The 16256-nt window shown below is 78.4% G+C and carries 15 protein-coding genes and 1 pseudogene; 6 read left to right on the forward strand and 10 right to left on the reverse strand.

Features of this window, described 5'->3' with window-relative positions; translation table 11 throughout:
- The first annotated feature begins 67 nt into the window (after positions 1-67).
- Positions 68-1507: an alpha/beta hydrolase family protein gene (locus ACFY07_RS19645; RefSeq protein WP_390870084.1), complete on the forward strand. Its 1440-nt coding sequence runs from the start codon at positions 68-70 to the stop codon at positions 1505-1507.
- Positions 1508-1843: 336 nt separating this feature from the next.
- Here the strand turns inward: ACFY07_RS19645 and ACFY07_RS19650 are convergent, their stop codons facing one another.
- Complete coding sequence (locus ACFY07_RS19650) at positions 1844-3814, reverse strand: N-acetylmuramoyl-L-alanine amidase (RefSeq protein WP_390870086.1); 1971 nt, start codon at positions 3812-3814, stop codon at positions 1844-1846.
- A 758-nt stretch (positions 3815-4572) separates the two neighbouring features.
- Between ACFY07_RS19650 and ACFY07_RS19655 the strand changes: the two genes are divergently transcribed.
- Positions 4573-5973, forward strand: coding sequence for a C39 family peptidase (locus ACFY07_RS19655; RefSeq protein WP_390870088.1), 1401 nt, complete (start codon positions 4573-4575; stop codon positions 5971-5973).
- Positions 5974-6027: 54 nt separating this feature from the next.
- Here ACFY07_RS19655 and ACFY07_RS19660 read toward each other — a convergent pair whose 3' ends face one another.
- Entirely contained in the window at positions 6028-6498 is a 471-nt protein-coding gene (locus tag ACFY07_RS19660; protein ID WP_230654005.1) for an SgcJ/EcaC family oxidoreductase, read from the reverse strand.
- A gap of 198 nt (positions 6499-6696) precedes the next feature.
- Here ACFY07_RS19660 and ACFY07_RS19665 point away from each other — a divergent pair, with 198 nt between their 5' ends.
- On the forward strand, positions 6697-7068 hold the full coding sequence (locus ACFY07_RS19665; RefSeq protein WP_390870089.1) for a YbjQ family protein: 372 nt from the start codon (positions 6697-6699) through the stop codon (positions 7066-7068).
- On the opposite strand, the gene ACFY07_RS19670 is transcribed toward ACFY07_RS19665, so the two are convergent.
- A complete protein-coding gene (locus tag ACFY07_RS19670; protein ID WP_390870091.1) occupies positions 7052-8347 on the reverse strand; it encodes a trans-sulfuration enzyme family protein in 1296 nt (431 codons plus the stop codon). The genes ACFY07_RS19665 and ACFY07_RS19670 overlap by 17 nt on opposite strands.
- Before the next feature lie 161 nt (positions 8348-8508).
- Here ACFY07_RS19670 and ACFY07_RS19675 point away from each other — a divergent pair, with 161 nt between their 5' ends.
- Positions 8509-8994, forward strand: a complete 486-nt coding sequence (locus ACFY07_RS19675; protein WP_390870121.1) for an Lrp/AsnC family transcriptional regulator — start codon at positions 8509-8511, stop codon at positions 8992-8994.
- Positions 8995-9037: 43 nt separating this feature from the next.
- Here ACFY07_RS19675 and ACFY07_RS19680 read toward each other — a convergent pair whose 3' ends face one another.
- The gene (locus tag ACFY07_RS19680) at positions 9038-9625 is read right to left on the reverse strand and encodes a TetR/AcrR family transcriptional regulator (RefSeq protein WP_390870093.1); all 588 of its coding nucleotides are present in this window, start codon (positions 9623-9625) and stop codon (positions 9038-9040) included.
- A 169-nt stretch (positions 9626-9794) separates the two neighbouring features.
- On the opposite strand from ACFY07_RS19680, the gene ACFY07_RS19685 reads away from it, so the two are divergent.
- Entirely contained in the window at positions 9795-10877 is a 1083-nt protein-coding gene (locus tag ACFY07_RS19685; RefSeq protein WP_390870122.1) for an FAD-dependent oxidoreductase, read from the forward strand.
- Positions 10878-10972: 95 nt separating this feature from the next.
- On the opposite strand, the gene paaE is transcribed toward ACFY07_RS19685, so the two are convergent.
- The 6 genes from paaE to ACFY07_RS19715 all read right to left on the reverse strand — a co-directional run bounded on the left by paaE (position 10973) and on the right by ACFY07_RS19715 (position 15799).
- The gene (gene paaE, locus ACFY07_RS19690; protein WP_390870095.1) at positions 10973-12076 is read right to left on the reverse strand and encodes a 1,2-phenylacetyl-CoA epoxidase subunit PaaE; all 1104 of its coding nucleotides are present in this window, start codon (positions 12074-12076) and stop codon (positions 10973-10975) included.
- Entirely contained in the window at positions 12076-12600 is a 525-nt protein-coding gene (gene paaD, locus ACFY07_RS19695; protein ID WP_390870124.1) for a 1,2-phenylacetyl-CoA epoxidase subunit PaaD, read from the reverse strand. Before paaD ends, paaE begins: the two co-directional genes overlap by 1 nt.
- The gene (paaC, locus tag ACFY07_RS19700) at positions 12594-13484 is read right to left on the reverse strand and encodes a 1,2-phenylacetyl-CoA epoxidase subunit PaaC (RefSeq protein WP_390870097.1); all 891 of its coding nucleotides are present in this window, start codon (positions 13482-13484) and stop codon (positions 12594-12596) included. The genes paaD and paaC overlap by 7 nt, the downstream gene beginning before the upstream one ends.
- Before the next feature lie 56 nt (positions 13485-13540).
- Positions 13541-13843, reverse strand: a complete 303-nt coding sequence (gene paaB, locus ACFY07_RS19705; RefSeq protein WP_390870099.1) for a 1,2-phenylacetyl-CoA epoxidase subunit PaaB — start codon at positions 13841-13843, stop codon at positions 13541-13543.
- On the reverse strand, positions 13840-14943 hold the full coding sequence (gene paaA / locus ACFY07_RS19710; protein WP_390870101.1) for a 1,2-phenylacetyl-CoA epoxidase subunit PaaA: 1104 nt from the start codon (positions 14941-14943) through the stop codon (positions 13840-13842). The genes paaB and paaA overlap by 4 nt, the downstream gene beginning before the upstream one ends.
- A 310-nt stretch (positions 14944-15253) precedes the next feature.
- Positions 15254-15799, reverse strand: a complete 546-nt coding sequence (locus ACFY07_RS19715) for a MarR family winged helix-turn-helix transcriptional regulator (RefSeq protein WP_390870103.1) — start codon at positions 15797-15799, stop codon at positions 15254-15256.
- A gap of 222 nt (positions 15800-16021) precedes the next feature.
- Between ACFY07_RS19715 and ACFY07_RS19720 the strand changes: the two are divergent.
- A pseudogene (locus ACFY07_RS19720) lies at positions 16022-16256 on the forward strand (alpha/beta hydrolase); the annotation flags it as partial.

Raw genomic sequence — 16256 nt, forward strand, 5'->3', positions numbered from 1 at the left:
CCCTCCCGCCCTTCGGCGGAGGCCGAAAGGCTGGCGGCGGCCGGTCCCGGGCGGCGAGCCTGCGGTCATGCGGAAGAGACGGATACCAGGAGTGGTGGCGGCCGCCGCGCTGGCCGCGGCGGCACTCGGCACGGGCGCCCCGGCGGCGCGGGCGGCGGACGGCGGGACGGCAGGGGCGGCGGAGGGGGTGCGCACCCTCACCGGCACGGCGGGGGGCGTGCCGTTCCTCGCCGACGTGCCGGAGCACTGGAACGGCACGCTGCTGCTGTGGAGCCACGCCTACGAGCAGGGCGGCGGGGCGCCCCCGCCGGAGGACGCCGACCCGGCGCACCCGGAGGTGCGGACCTGGCTGCTGGACCACGGGTACGCCCTGGCCGGGTCCTCGTACCCGTACGCGCCGTTCGCGACCCGGGAGGCGGCGGACGGTCAGCTGGCCCTGCTGGACTGGTTCCGGGAGCACGTGGGGGCGCCCCGCTCCACGGTGGCGTGGGGGCGTTCGCTGGGCGGGCAGCTGACGGCGGTGCTCGCGGAGCGTCACCCGCGGCGGTTCGCGGGCGCGCTGCCGATGTGCGGCGAGGTGGCGGGCGCGGTGGCCGGCGCCAACGCCCAGCTGGACATGGCCTTCGCCCTGGGGGCGCTGCTGTGGCCGGACGCGGACGTGCGGACGGCCCGCATCGCCGACCCGGCGGCGAACCTGGACCGGGCGCTGGGCCTGCTGCGCAGCGCCTACCGGTCCGGGCCGCAGGGGCGGGCCAGGATCGCGCTCGCCGCGGCCCTGGCGGACGTGCCCGGCTGGGCGGACTCGCTGGCGCCCGCCCCCGCCGACCCGGACGAGGAGGTGCTGGGCCAGGTCCTCGCCACCCTCTACCAGAACGGCTCGTTCCTCTGGGGCCCCGGCCGGGCGGAGCTGGAGCGGCTGGTCGGCGGGAACCCGTCCTGGAACACGGGCGTGGACTACGCGGCGCAGCTGGACCGGTCGGGGCGGCGCGCCGCCGTGGACGAGGCCTACCGGCGGGCCGGCCTGGACATGGACGCCGACCTGGGCACCCTCGCCGCGGCGCCCCGCGTCTCCCCCGACCCGGGGGCCGTGCTCCGGCTGGCGGCGCAGGCGTCGGTGACGGGCCGGGTGGCGGTGCCGACGGTGACCCTGCACAGCACGGGCGACGTCACGGCGCCGGTGGAGAACGAGCGCCGGTACGGGGACCTGGCGGCGGTGCAGGGCCGGTCGGGGCTGCTGCGGCAGCTGTACACGGCCCGGGGGAACCACTGCTTCTTCACGGGGGCGGAGGAGCTGACGGCGCTGCGGGTCCTGCTGGACCGCGTGGCGACGGGCCGCTGGGGTCCGTCCGACGCGGCCTCGCTGAACGTGGCGGCGGCCGGGTTCGGCCCCGGGTACGACGCGATGACCAGCTACTACCAGGACGGGGTGCGGGACGTCGCGCCGGCCTTCGAGGAGTACCGGCCGGGCCCGTTCCCCCGGTCGCCCCTGCCCCTCCCCCTCCCGTGACCGGCCGGGCGGGCGTCCACGGGGGTGGCGCCCGCCCGGTCCGCGCGGCCGGTCCGCGCGGCCGGTCCGCGCGGCCGGTCCGCGCGGCCGGTCCGCGCGGCCGGTCCGCGCGGCCGGTCCGCGCGGCCGCCCCCGGGCGGGCCGGGGGGGGCCCGGGGGGCGCGGGGGGGGCCGGGGCCGGGCCTCCCCGGCCGGGGGCCGGGGGGCGGGCCGGGGGGGCGGGCCCGGGGGGCGGGCCGGCGGGCGGGGCCCGCGCGGCGGGCCCGCGCGGCCGGTCCGCGCGGCCGCCCCGGTCCGCCCGTGCTCGGCACGGGCGGACCGGGGCGGCCGCGTCCGCTACCCGGCGTCCCGGAGGCGGACCAGGTCGACGTCGTCGGCCTTGACGAAGGCGATCCGGTGGCCGAACTGGATCTGGTAGTACCGGGTCGTCCCGGTCACCACCCGGTGCGTGGAGGGGTCGAAGGTGGTGGACCAGGTGTACTGGCCGGGGAAGGAGCCCCCGACCGCGTACGACTGGCCCGCGGGCAGCCGGTACTTCAGGGGGCTGACCGGCTGGACCGGGACGCCCGCCGGGTACGCCCCGGCCTCCGGGTAGGCGCGGCCGTAGACGGGGATGTCGGCGAGGCCCGCGCGGGGCGTCACCACGTCGCCCCGGACGGGGACCTCCGCGGGACGGTCCGCCGGGTCGTGGAACCAGGCCCGCTGCCCGAGGTACCAGACGGCGGTCCAGTCCCCCTGCCGCCCGGCGACGGCGTACCGCTGGCCGGTGGAGGCGCGGGCGCCCATGTCGTACACGTCGTCGGTGGCGGGGTTCGCGCTGCGGCCGATGTCGGTGACGAGCGGGGCGTCGTCGGCGGGCGCGGTGTGCAGGGTGACGGCGGAGGACCCCTGCGGCGGGCACGGCTCGCCGGGGGCGGTGCAGCCGGTGTAGGCGGGGCGGTTGGCGGCGTAGTCGGGCAGGATCTCGACGAGGCCGGAGCGCGGGCCGGCGGTCGGGTGCAGCGGCCGGCCGAGCAGCGCGAAGTAGTGGGCCCAGTCCCAGTACGGGCCGGGGTCGAGGTGCATGCCCGCCGTGGTGGCGGCGGTGGGCCCGGGGACGTTGTCGTGGCCGAGGACGTGCTGCCGGTCGAGCGGGATGTCGTAGCGGTGGGCGAGGTACCGGACCAGCCGCGCCGAGCTGCGGTACATGGCCTCCGTGTACCAGGTGCCGCCCGCGGCGAGGAAGCCCTCGTGCTCGATGCCGACGGACCGGGCGTTGACGTCCCAGTTGCCCGCGTGCCAGCCGATGTCCTTGGTGGCGATGTGCTGGTCGACCTGGCCGTCGGCGGAGCGGACGCTGTAGTGCCAGCCGAGGTAGGACGGGTCCTGCACGAGCTTGAGGGTGGTGTCCCAGCTCGCCTCGGTGTCGTGGACGACGATGTAGTCGACGTGCTCGGTGGCCGGGCGGTCGGCGACGTCGTGGTTGCCGTAGTCGGTGGGGCTGGCGGAGAGCTGCTGGTAGGGGGCGGGCAGCCAGGCGCAGCCGAGGTCGTGCGGGCACTCGGTCCGCGGGTCGCTGTGCGCGGGCGTGCCGACGGCCCGGACCCGCGTGGCGGCCAGGGCGACCGGCTGCCCGTCGTCGGTGGTGCGGGCGGCACCGCTGCGCAGCACGTCGTAGACGTCGTCGGCGAACCGGCCGGCGGCCGCCGGGTCGTCGTCGCCCGCGTAGCCGGCGACGGCGCCGTACCAGTCGGCCGGGTCGGCGCTCGGGTCGCGGTGCAGCCCGCGCTGGAGGTCGGCGAGGAGGGCGGCGCCACCGGCGATGTTGGCGGCCGGGTCGGTGCGCAGGGTCTGCGCGGGGAGGCCGGTGAGCGCGGCGGCCCGCTCCGCGGTCCGCAGCCGGGCCGGGACGACGGCCGGCACGGCGGGGACCGGGGCGGCGGCCGTGAACGGGCGGGCGTCGTCGCCGCGCGGGTCGCCCGCGCCGTCGCCGGCCTGGCGCGGGAGGGAGGCGAGGGCGGCGGGGGCGTCGGTGAGGTGCATGGGGCCGTAGCCGGCGTCGGTGCTGGGCAGGCCCGCGTGGGTGTCCCAGCGGGACTCCAGGTAGGAGACGGCCAGGAGCACCTCCTCCGGGACGCCGTAGCGCTCGGCGGCGGCGCGGTAGGCGCCCTGCCGGTCGGCGGCGGCCGGGGCGGCGGGGGACCCGCCGTCCGGGGCCTGCGCCGCGTGGGCCTGCGGCAGGACGCCGACGGCGGGCAGCAGGGCCGCCGCGGCGGCCGCGGCGGTCAGGGCGCGCCGGTGGCGGCGGGCCGGTCGGGCGAAGGGCATGTGCTCTCCTGACGATTCGACAGCTGTGGGGGTGCCGGGGACGCGGGGGGCGCGGGGCGGCGGGGCGGAGGTGCGGCGCGGGGAGGCGCGGTCCGCATCCTCTCCCGCGTCCCGGTCGGCCGGGGCGGAACGGCGCCCCGGGCCGGGGGCGCGGGTCGGGGCCGCCGGGCCGGCGGGAACGGGCGCGTCGGCGGCGGGGCGCGCCTCATCGTGCGGCCGCAGGCTCCTCCCCCGGTCCCGCCGAGCCGGCTCACCACGCCGCGCGACCGGGGCGGGGGACCGTCCCGCCGCACGGGCCGCGCGCCGCGCCGGGGGCCGGACGGCGGCGCACGGCGGCGCGGGCGGTGCGGCGGCGAGCGGGCACGGCGGTCCCCCGGGGTCGGCATGGCATGCGCATGGCCGGAGGACCGTACCGCCGGGCGCCCGGGCCGGGCCAGCCTCCGTTCGCTGACAGCGGACCCGGGGCCGCGGCCCGTCCTCCGGCCGCCCGGCCCGACGCGGTCCGGCCCGACGCGAGACGGCCCGACGCGAGGCGGTCCGGCCCGGTCCGGCCCGGTCCGGTCCGGCCCGGCCGGCGGGCACGCCGGGGCGCCCACCGCGCGGCGGGGGGACGGGCCGGGCGGCGGCGTGCCGCCCGGCCGTCCGGTACGGCGCCCGGCGCCGCGTGCGCCGTCCGATGTCCGGTGTTCGGTGGGGGCGGACACGCGGCCGCAGTGGCTGACAAGTGCACCGGTCGACGGGGAGAGTGAAGGTCCGTCATGAAACCGCCCATCCGTGGAGCGCCTGTGGAGCAGCCCCCGCTCACCCGCCGCGCCGCCCTGGCCGGCGCGCTCGCCGCAGCCGTCGCCGCCGGCGGTGCCCGCCCCGCGTCCGCCGCCGCCCGGCCCGCCCCGGCCGGGCGGTCCGGCGCACGTCCGCGGACCCCGGAGGACGCCGCGGTGGACTACCACGCCTGGACGAAGCGCGCCGACTGGCAGGCGGGCACCTCGGCGGGTGTGCGGGTGGAGCACGTCCGCCGCGAGGGGTTCCCCGGGATCGTCCTGGACCGCCCGGCCGGCACCGCCCCCTACACCGACCCGCACACCGGCACCACCGCCGACTGGGAGTACGCGGTCTGGACCTCCCCCGAGCACCGCCCCGGCTTCGGCGCGAGCGAGGTCGTCGCCTCCTGGAACGCCGACACCCCGCCCGGCACCTGGATCGAGGTGGAGCTCCAGGGCCGCTACGGCAGCGGCGGCACCACCCCCTGGTACGTGATGGGCCGCTGGGCGTCCGGCGACGGCGACATCCGCCGCACCTCGGTCGACGGGCAGTCCGACGGGCGCAGCGGCGTCTCCACCGACACCCTGGGGATCACCGACCGGTCGACGGGCCTGCGCCTGACCGCGTACCGGCTGCGGGCCACCCTGCGCCGCAGGCCCGGCAGCGCCGCCACGCCCCTGGTGCGGCGGATCGGCGCCCTGGCCTCGGACGTCCCCGACCGGTTCACCGTGCCCGCGTCCGCGCCGCTGGAGCGCCGCGCGGTCGAGCTGGCGGTGCCCCGCTACTCCCAGGAGGTCCACAAGGGGCAGTACCCGCAGTACGACAACGGGGGCGAGGCCTGGTGCAGCCCGACCTCCTCCGAGATGGTGGTCGAGTCCTGGGGCCGGCGCCCCTCCCCCGCCGACCTGGCCTGGGTGGACCCCTCGTACGCCGACCCGTCCGTCTGCCACGCGGCCCGCTCGACCTACGACGCCCGGTACGCCGGGTGCGGCAACTGGCCCTTCAACGCCGCCTACGCCGCGTCCTACGGCCTGGACGCGCTGGTCACCCGGCTGCGCTCGCTGAACGACGCCGAGCGGCTGGTCCGCGCGGGCATCCCGGTGATCACCTCGCAGTCCTTCCTCGCCGCGGAGCTGGACGGCGCCGGCTACGGCACGGCCGGGCACCTGATGGCCGTGGTCGGCTTCACCGCCGACGGCGACGTCGTCGCCCACGACCCGGCCGCTCCGGACGACGCCGCCGTGCGGCGCGTGTACCGGAGGCGGCAGTTCGAGAACGTCTGGCTCCGGACGAAGCGGTACGACGCCGCGGGGAAGGTCCGCGGCGGCTCCGGCGGGGTGGTCTACCTCTCCAAGCCGCCGCAGGTGCCGTGGCCCGCCGGCCTCGGCCTCGGCTGACGTCCGCGCGTGCGTCCTCCGCCGCGGGCCGGGCCCCGTGTGCGGGGCCGGGCGTCACTCGTCCCGGTACGAGGGCAGCAGCAGGTCCCGCAGCTCGGCGGTGAGCGCGTCGCGCAGCTCGGGACGGCCGTGGAACTGGGCGGGGGTGTTCTGCAGGAGGACGATCCGCCACTGCCCGCCGGTCCTGGCGGCGACGACCGTCTGGAGGGCGTTGAGCTCCGGCTTGAGGTCGGACTCGCCCGCCGGGACGAGCCCGGCGACGGCGTGGAGGAGCGCGGTGTCCGGGCCGAGCAGCCGCACGTCCCGCACCTTGGCGACGTAGGAGGGCGTGGTGTGGTGGGCGAAGAGGTGGGCCATGTCGGCGGCGATCCCGGCCCGCCCGCAGTGGCGGCTGCCGTCGAAGCCGATCACCTCGCCGTCCTCGGCGAAGGGGGCGGCCATCGCGTCCGCGTCGCGCGCGTCCCAGCCCTCCAGCAGCGCCCGGTAGAGCTCGCGGACCGCCCGGGCGTCCTCGTCGGTGGCCATGGCCGGTCCTCCTCGCGGTGTGCGCCTGCCGGTCAGCCTAGCCCCGCCCCGGCTGCGGCGCGTGGCGGGCCGCGGGGCCCCGCGGACGCGCCCCGGACGCGGTCCGGGGGCGGGTCCGGGGCGGTCCGGGGGCGGGTCCGGGGCGGTCCGGGGAGCGCTCCGGGGGCGCGCCGGCCGGGGCGGGGCGAGGATGGCGGTATGGGCAGCATCGACGAGTACGGCGGCGGGCAGGGCCCGTCGGCCGACGTGCTGGTGGTGACGACCGACGACATCCCGGGCTGCCGGGTGTACCGGGTGCTGGGCGAGGTGTTCGGCCTCACCGTGCGCTCCCGGCACCTCGGCAGCCAGCTCGGCGCGAGCCTCAAGTCGCTGGTCGGCGGCGAGCTGCGGGGTCTGACCAAGACCCTGGTGGAGAGCCGCAACGAGGCCATGGCCAGGCTGGAGGAGCAGGCCCGCGCCCGGGGTGCGAACGCGGTCCTGGCCATGCGGTTCGACGTGACCGAGGCGGCCGACCTGGGGACCGAGATCTGCGCCTACGGCACCGCCGTGGTGGTCAGCCGGACGAGCTGACCAGGTCGGGCACGACGGCCCCGGGGGCGGGCGCCGCCGGAGCCGGCACGGGCGCCGCCGCCGGGGCCGCCGGGGCGGGGCCGTCCGCCACGAGGGCCGCGCCGAGGGCCGCCGCGAGGTCGTCCAGCAGGTCCTGCGGGTCCTCCAGGCCCACCGAGAGGCGCAGCAGCCCCGGGTCGGGCCGCGCCCCGGCCTCGACCGGCCGGTGGGTGAGCGCGGCCGGGACCTGGATGAGGCTGGAGACGCCGCCGAGCGAGACCGCGTGGGTGACCAGGCGGCAGCCCGCCGCCACCCGCCCGGCCGCGGCCGCGCCGCCCTCGACGGCGAAGGCGAGGACGGAGCCGGGCAGCTCCATCTGGCGGCCCAGCACGCCCGCCGGGTCGGTGCCCGGCAGTCCGGGGAAGTGCACCCGGACCACGCCGGGCAGGGCGGCGAGCCGCTCGGCGAGCACCTGCGCGCCCGCGCTCTGGTGGCGCACCCGCAGCGGCAGGGTCTGCAGGCCGCGGTGGAGGAGGTAGGCGGAGAGCGGGTGCAGGATGCCGCCGGTGACGGCGCGCACCGAGCGCAGGCGGGCGGCCCACTCGGGGCCGCAGGCGACGGCGCCGGCCAGGACGTCCCCGTGGCCGCCGAGGTACTTCGTGGCGCTGTGCAGCACGAGGTCGGCGCCGTGGCGGCCCGGCTTCTGCAGCACGGGCGTGGCGAAGGTGTTGTCGACCAGCAGCGGCACGCGCCCGCCGCCGGGGCGGTCGCACTGCGCGGCGACGGCGGCGATGTCGACCAGTTCCAGGGTGGGGTTGGCGGGGGTCTCCAGGACGACCAGGCCGGTGTCGGGGCGCAGCGCGGCGGCGACGGTGTGCGGCTCGGCCCAGGTGACCCCGGTGCCGAGCAGGCCGGTGGCGAGGAGGTGGTCGGTGCCGCCGTACAGGGGGCGGACCGCGACGACGTGGCCCTGCCCGGCGGCGCGGGCGGCGGTGAGGCAGGCGGCGAGGGCGGCCATGCCGGAGGCGAAGGCGACGGCCTCGGGCAGCTCCTCCAGCTCGGCGAGGGCGTCCTCGAAGCGGGCGGTGGTGGGGTTCCACAGCCGCTGGTAGACGTGGCTGTGGTCCGGGCCGGGGCGGCCGCCGGTCGCCAGCACCTCGTAGGCGTCGCCGCCGGGGCCGACGCCGGGCAGCGGGTTGGTGGTGGAGAGGTCGATGGACGGCACGTGGACGCCCGCGTCGTGCAGGCCGGTGCGGCCTGCGTGGACGGCGGCGGTGTCGGGGCGGCGGCGCTGCGGCATGGCGGGTCCTCCCGGTGGGGGCGCGGCCGGCGGGGTGCGGCCGGCGCGGGTGGCGCGCCTCACAGGGTGGAGGACTTCCGGCCGTCTCCGGGACCGCACCGCACGATGTTCGGCAGAAGGGGGCAGGCTCTTGCTCTTCTTCGGTGCAGCGGGTCACCATCATGCCCGTGCCGAACGAACGACACCCCGAGCTGGCCCCCGTCGACCGGGCCATCCTCCGGGTGCTCAGCGAGAACGCCCGCACCCCGAACAAGACCGTGGCGGAGGCGGTCGGCATCGCGCCGTCGACCTGCCTGACCCGGATCCGGTCGCTGTGCGAGCGCGGGGTCATCCGGGGCTTCCGCACGGAGGTGGACCCGGGGGCGCTGGGCCTGGGCGTCCAGGCGATGATCGCGGTACGGCTGCACTCGCACGCGCCCCGGCACGTGGACGCCTTCGTCCGCGGCGCGCCCGCCCTGCCCGGGGTGCTGGCCGTCTTCCACGTCTCGGGGCCCGACGACTACCTGCTGCACGTGGCGGCGGCGGACACGGCGGCGCTGCGCGACTTCGTCCTGCAGCACCTCACGGCCCATCCGGCGGTGCAGCAGGCCCGGACGAGCCTCATCTTCGGCCAGGTCCGGGGCGCGGCGGCCGACGCGGTGGAGTAGGGCCGCGCCCGCCCGTCCCGGCCCGCCGCCCCGGGTGCGGGGGTCAGGGCCGCAGGGCGGCGAGGACGAGGTCGACGGCGTGCTCGGCCCAGTCCGGGCGGGCGCGGCCCGCGGCGAGGTAGTCGGCGTAGAAGGGCCCGAGGAGGGCGGAGACCGCGCCCTCCAGGTCGGCGTCGGCGCGGACCGCGCCGGCGTCCCGGGCGCGCTCCAGCAGCTCGCGCAGCAGCGCCCGGCGGGGCAGCACGGTGCGCTCGCGCAGCAGGGCGAGCAGTTCGGGGGTGTGGGCCTCCTCGGCGAGGCAGGTCCCGATGAGCGCCATGCCGCGGACCCGCTCCACGGTCGCGGCGAAGTCCCGCAGCACGGCGACCAGGTCCTCGCGGACGTCCCCGCGCGGCGGCGGCGCGTCGGCCATCCGGGCGCCGGCGAGGGCCGCGGTCAGCAGGTCGGCCTTGGTCCTCCAGCGCAGGTGGATGGTGGACTTGCTCACCCCGGCGGCGGCGGCGACCTGGTCGAGGGTCATCCGGACGTACCCCTGGGAGGCCAGGAGTTCCAGGGCGGCCCGCAGGATCGCCTCGTCCTTGGCCGCCGACCTGGGACGCCCGGCGCCCCGCCCGGTCTTCGTCTCGCGCATCCCCGCAGGATAGGCGCCCCGGCGGCGGACGGAAGACACCGCCCGGCGCCGGTGTTGCAGGGGCGTGACCGCTTCCGCAGAAGAGAACAGGCCCGGGACGGCCCCCGCGCGGCCGGACGCCGCCGGGGCGGGCCCCGACGCGACGGACCCCGCGGCGGCCGCCGCCCCGGTGGACGTGGTCGTGGTCGGCGCCGGGCAGGCCGGGCTGTCGGCCGCGTACCACCTGCTGCGGCGGGGCTTCGCGCCCGGGGACGGCTTCGTGGTGCTGGACGCCGACGACGCCCCCGGCGGGGCGTGGCGCCACCGCTCCCCCAGCCTCACCATGGCGGCGGTCCACGGCTTCCACGACCTGCCGGGCCTGCCGCTGCCGACCTCCGCCCCGGACCGCCCGGCGCGCGAGGCGGTGCCGGAGTACTTCGCCGCGTACGAGCACGCCCACGGCCTGCCCGTGCTGAGGCCGGTGCGGGTGCGGGCCGTGCGGCCGGAGCCGGACGGGACGGCCGGTCCCGGCGGGCGGCACGGCGGCCGGCTGCTCGTGGAGACGGACGCGGGCGCCTGGTCGGCGCGGGCGCTGGTGAACGCCACCGGCACCTGGACCCGGCCGTTCGTGCCGTACGTCCCCGGCGCGGAGCTCTTCCGGGGCCGCCTGCTGCACTACGCGGAGTACCGCGGCCCGGAGGACTTCCGCGGCCTGCGGGTGGCGGTGGTCGGCGGCGGGGCGTCGGCGGTGCAGGTCCTGGCCGAGACGGCGGCGGTCGCGGAGACCCTCTGGGTGACCCGGCGGCCGCCCGTCTTCCGCGGCGGGCCCTTCACCCCGGAGGCGGGGCGGGCGGCGGTGGCCCTGGTCGAGCAGCGGGTGCGGGAGGGGCTGCCCGCCCGGAGCGTCGTGGGCGTGACCGGCCTGACGGACAGTCCGGCGCTGCGGCGCGCCAGGGAGCTGGGCGCACTGGAGCGGCAGCCGATGTTCGACCGGATGACGGCGACCGGTGTGGCCTGGGCCGACGGGCGCACGGCGGACGTCGACGCGGTGGTGTGGGCGACCGGCTTCCGCCCGGCCGTCGGCCACCTGGCCCCGCTGGGGCTGCGGGAGCCCGGCGGCGGCATCCGGCTGGAGGGCACCCGCGCGGCGGCCGACCCCCGGGTGCACCTGGTCGGGTACGGGCCGTCCGCCAGCACCGTCGGCGCCACCCGGGCCGGGCGGGCCGCCGCCCGTGAGCTGCACGGACTGCTGCGGGCGCCCGTGGCGGTGTGACCGGCCCCGCGGGGGCGGCCGGATCTGCGGGGCCGCCGGACCCGCCGCGCACCGGCCGGTGCGGCCGGACCGGCCTGCGGCCGCCGGTCCGGCGCTCAGCGGTCGTAGTCGACCGTCACCCGCGCGGAGACGGGCAGCGACTGGCAGGTGAGCACGTAGCCCGCCTCGACCTCGGCGTCCTCCAGGGCGAAGTTCCGCCGCATCCGCACCTCGCCGTCGACCACCAGCGCCCGGCAGGTGCCGCACACCCCGCCCTTGCAGGCGAAGGGCAGGTCGGGCCGGGAGCGCTGCGCCCCGTCGAGCAGCGTGCGGTCGCGGGGCAGGCGCAGCTCCGTGGCGCGGCCGTCGAGGACCACGGTCACCTCGCTGACCGGCCCGGCCGGGGCGCCGTCGCCGGCACGGGCCGGCGGCTCGGGCGGCAGCTCGTCCTCGGCGTGGAAGAGCTCCCGGTGGACGCGGTCCCCCGGCACGCCGAGCGCGGCGAGCAGCTCCCGGGCGCCGTCCACCATCGTGTGCGGGCCGCACAGCCACCAGTGGTCGACGGCGGGCACCTCGACGAACGCCTCCAGCAGCGCCGCGAGCCGGTCCCGGTCGAGGCGGCCGGTGAGCAGCTCGGCGTCGCGCGCCTCGCGGGAGAGGACGTGCAGGAGCTGGAAGCGGGTCGGGAAGCGGTCCTTGAGGTCGGCCAGCTCGTCGGCGAACATCACGGTGCCGGTGTGCCGGTTCCCGTACAGGAGCACGACCTCGGAGGAGTCGTCGGCGGCCAGCACGGAGGCCGCGATGGAGAGCATCGGCGTGATGCCGGAGCCCGCCGCGAGCAGCACGTGCACGCCGGGCCGCCCGGTGTCGGGGGTGAAGGAGCCGCTGGGCGGCAGCACGTCGACGGTGTCGCCGGGCCGGGCGCCGTCCACCAGCCAGGAGGAGAACAGGCCGCCGGGCACCAGCCGGGCGGCGATCCGCAGCGGGCCGCCCGCCGGGGAGCAGACGGAGTACGAGCGCCGCTCGTCGCGGCCGCCGTCGGTGCGGCGCAGCGTCACGCACTGCCCCGGGCGGAAGGCGTAGTCGGCGGCCAGCTCCTCGGGCACCTCGAAGCGGACCGCGACCGCGTCCTCGCACAGCCGCTCCACCTCGGCGATCCGCAGCGGGTGGAAGGCGGGCCGCCGGCGGGCGGGCCGGGCGGGCGCGGCGGGAGCGGACATCAGATCTCCTTGACGTACTCGAACGGCTCCAGGCAGGCGCGGCAGCGCCACAGCGCCTTGCAGGAGGTGGAGCCGAAGCGGGACAGCTCCTCGGTGTCGGCCGCGCCGCACCGGGGGCAGGCGACCGCCGGGCGCCGGACGGACAGGGACACGGGCACCGGGCCCGCGGTGCGGGCCGGGGCCGGGCCGGGCGGGGCGATGCCGGCCTCGGCGAGGCGGCGGCGGCCCTCGGGGGTGATCCGGTCGCTGCTCCACGGCGGGTCCAGCCGGGTGCGGACCCGCACGTCGGCGAAGCCCGCCGCGCGCAGGGCCGCGTCCAGGTCGGAGGCCATCTCGGCCATCGCGGGGCAGCCGGAGTAGGTGGGGGTGATCCAGGCGGTCACCGCGCCGGCGTCGTCGACCTCGACGCCCGCGAGGACCCCGAGGTCGGCGAGGGTGAGCACCGGCAGCTCGGGGTCGCGGACGGCCCCGGCGGCGGCCTCGGCCGCCGCCAGGCGCTCCCGCGTGCCGGCGCCGGTCACCAGACCGCTCCCGGGTGGGCGCGGGCCACGCACTGCATCTCGGCGAGCAGCCGGCCCATGGCCTCGGTGTGGACGCCGTCGCGCCCGGCCCGGCCGCCGACCGCGGCGAGCGGCGGGACCTGCGGGACGTCGAGCCCGGCGGCGGCGCAGACCTCGGCGAGCGCCTCCCCGACCTCGGCGCGCAGCACGGACGGGTCGACGGCGGCACCGGACGCGGCCAGGCGCAGCTCCACCGGGTGCGGGGTGAGGAGCTCGTCCAGGTAGGGCACGGCCTGCTCCAGGCCGCGCCGCATGCGCTCGCGGGACAGCTCGGTGCCGTCGCCGAGCCGCACCGTCCAGGCGGCGGCGTACTCGCGGTGGTAGGCGAGCTCCTTGGCGCCCTTGGCGGCGACGGCGGCCAGCACCGGGTCCGCGGAGGAGGCGAGGCGGCGGAAGAGGGCGAGGCGGGCGCAGGAGAAGAGCAGCAGGCGCGCGGTGGAGTGCGCGAAGTCGCCGTTGGGCAGCTCCACCAGGCGGACGTTGCGGAACTCGTGCTCGTCCCGGAGGAACGCCAGGTCGTCCTCGCTCCGCCCGCTGCCGTCGGCCTGCCCGGCGCGCGCGAGCAGCAGGCGGGCCTGGCCGAGCAGGTCGAGGCCGGTGTTGGCGAGCGCGACCTCGTCCTCCAGCTCGGGGGCGCGGGTGCACCACTCGGTGAGCCGCTGGGCGAGGACCAGCGCGTCGTCGCCCAGCATCAGGCAGTACGCCCCGAGGTCCGCGCCGTCCACACCGGCGGGCAGGGCGGTGTCCACGCCGTGCAGCGGGTCGGTGAAGCCGGTGCCGTAGGCCCAGCGGGCCTCCCCCTCCGGGGACGTCTCCGCCAGGGACAGGTAGACGTGGTCGTCGCTCACGCGGCGCTCCTCTGCTCTGGGTGGTCCCGGGTGGTCCGGGACGCTCCCGGGCCGTCCTAGATGTGGGGGACGTCCTCGGGGATGTCGTAGAAGGTGGGGTGGCGGTAGACCTTGTCGCCGCTGGGGGCGAAGAAGGGGTCCTTCTCGTCCGGCGCGGAGGCGGTGATGGCGGCGGAGGGCACGACCCACAGGGAGACGCCCTCGTTGCGGCGGGTGTAGAGGTCGCGGGCGGCCAGCAGGGCCATCCGGTCGTCGGCGGCGTGCAGCGAGCCGACGTGGACGTGGTTGAGCCCGCGCTTGCTGCGGACGAAGACCTCGTACAGCGGCCAGTGGGCCCGGGGGGCGGTCGTGTCGCTCATGCTGCTCCTCCTGGTGCTGCCCCGGCCGGGACCGCCGGGGTGTCCTGCGCCGGGCTGTCCTGTGCCGGGCTGTCCTGCGCCGGGGCCGCCGGGGTGCCCGCCGCGGCGCGGGCGGCCTGCTTCGCGGCGTGGGCGGCGGCGGCCTCGCGCACCCAGGCGCCGTCCTCGTGGGCGCGGCGGCGGCGCTCGACGCGCTCGGCGCTGCACGGGCCCTGGCCGCGGATGACCCGGCCCAGCTCCTCCCAGTCGGGCTCGCCGAAGTCGTGGTGGCCGCGCTCCTCGTTCCACTCCAGGCAGGGGTCGGGCAGGGTGACGCCGAGCCGCTCCGCCTGGGGGACGGTCATGTCGACGAAGCGCTGGCGCAGCTCGTCGTTGGTGTGGCGCTTGATGCGCCAGGCCATGGACTGCGCGGTGTTGGGCGAGTCGGCGTCCGGCGGCCCGAACATCATCAGCGACGGCCACCACCAGCGGTCCACGGCGTCCTGGACCATGCGGCGCTGGGCGTCGGTGCCGCGCATCATGGTCATCAGCAGCTCGTAGCCCTGCCGCTGGTGGAAGGACTCCTCCTTGCAGACCCGGACCATGGCGCGGGCGTAGGGGCCGTAGGAGCAGCGGCACAGCGGCACCTGGTTGCAGATGGCGGCGCCGTCCACGAGCCAGCCGATCACGCCGACGTCGGCGAAGGTCAGCGTGGGGTAGTTGAAGATCGAGGAGTACTTCTGCCGGCCGCTGACCAGCTTCTCGGTCAGCTCGGCCCGGTCCGCGCCCAGGGTCTCGGCGGCGGAGTACAGGTACAGGCCGTGGCCGGCCTCGTCCTGGACCTTGGCCAGCAGGATCGCCTTGCGGCGCAGGGAGGGGGCGCGGGTGAGCCAGTTGCCCTCGGGCTGCATGCCGATGATCTCGGAGTGCGCGTGCTGGGCGATCTGCCGGATCAGCGTCGCGCGGTAGCCGTCGGGCATCCAGTCGCGCGGCTCGATCCGCTGCTCGGCCGCGACGACCTCCTCGAAGTGCCGCCGGAGCGCGTCGGTGCCGGGCTCGGCGGCCGCCGCGCCTGCTGCGGCGCCCGCGGTCGCGGCGCCTGCGGTACCGGTACTGGACACGGGCCCACCTCCCTACTGACCGTTCGGTCGGTAGCCAGTCTCGCGGGTGGACGGCCCTCCTGGCAAGGGGAGGGCGGACACGGCGGACCGGAGGCGGGGCGACCCGCACTCCCGGCGGGCCGCCGCGCCGGGAAGACCGAGGGGCCCGCCCTGCACGCACACGGGGGATGTCCACGTGCCGCCCCCCTCGCACCGCGGGGACGGTCCGTGCGGCCGGCTCCTCGGCGAGGACGGGCCGGCATCGGGCGGTGACCGCCGCGGGCCGGGCGGCGGTCCGGCCGGGCGGGCCCCCGCGCCCGGCACGGGGGTGCTAGCGCGGGGCGTCCGTCCCCGGCCGGGGGGACCGGGCGAGGTTGGCGGTCATGCGGCCGAGGACGGCGGTGGCGGCGGCGATGTCGTCGGCGCCGAGCCGCATGGCGTCCCCGAGCGCCGGGGGGACGGCCAGGGCGCGGGTGCGCAGCTCCACGCCGCGGGGGGTGGGGGCGACCTCGACGAGGCGTTCGTCGCGGGCCGAGCGGCGGCGGGTGAGGAGGTGGTTGGCCTCCAGGCGCTTGAGCAGGGGGGTGAGGGTTCCGTAGTCCAGGCCGAGTGCGTCGACCAGGTCCTTGACGGGGACCGCCCCGTGCTCCCACAGGGCGAGCATGACCAGGTACTGGGGGTAGGTCAGGCCGAGGTCCTCCAGCAGGGGGCGGTAGGCCGCGGTCAGGGCGCGCGAGGCGGCGTAGAGGGTGAAGCAGAACTGGTCCTTGAGGAGCAGGGACGGCTGCGGGTCCCCGCCGTCGCCGGCGCGGCCGGCCGGGTGCGCCTCGTCGGGCTGCGCCGGGGTCGCCGGGACGGGGGGCGGTGCGGGGTCCATGGGGGCCTCCTGGTCGGTCGGGTGCGGTTACGGGGCCGGCGGCGACGGCCGGGCCGGCGCCGCCGGGGGCGGGGCACCGCCCTCCGAGGTTCCAGCGAGTGCAATCTTACCGCCAACGATTAACTTGTGCGCGAGGCACTTGCACACATGAAACTTGTGCAATAGTCTTCCGGAGGACGCCCCGCCGGGGAGCCCGAGAGACCACACCCTGCCCGAGGAACGATGATGATCAACGCCGTCAAGCACCGCCGCGCCGTCCTGACCGCCGCCGCCCTGGGCGCCGCCGCCGTCGCGGCCACCACCGCGGCCACCACCGCCACCGCCGCCCCGGCCCGCCCCGCCGCCCACCACGCCCCGGCCAAGCCCACCGTGGTCCTGGTCCACGGCGCCTTCGCGGAGTCCGCCAGCTGGAACGGCGTCGTCCAGCGGCTGCAGCGCGACGGCTACCCGGTCATCG

Source organism: Streptomyces sp. NPDC001380, from assembly GCF_042895785.1.
Taxonomy (GTDB): Bacteria; Actinomycetota; Actinomycetes; order Streptomycetales; family Streptomycetaceae; genus Peterkaempfera.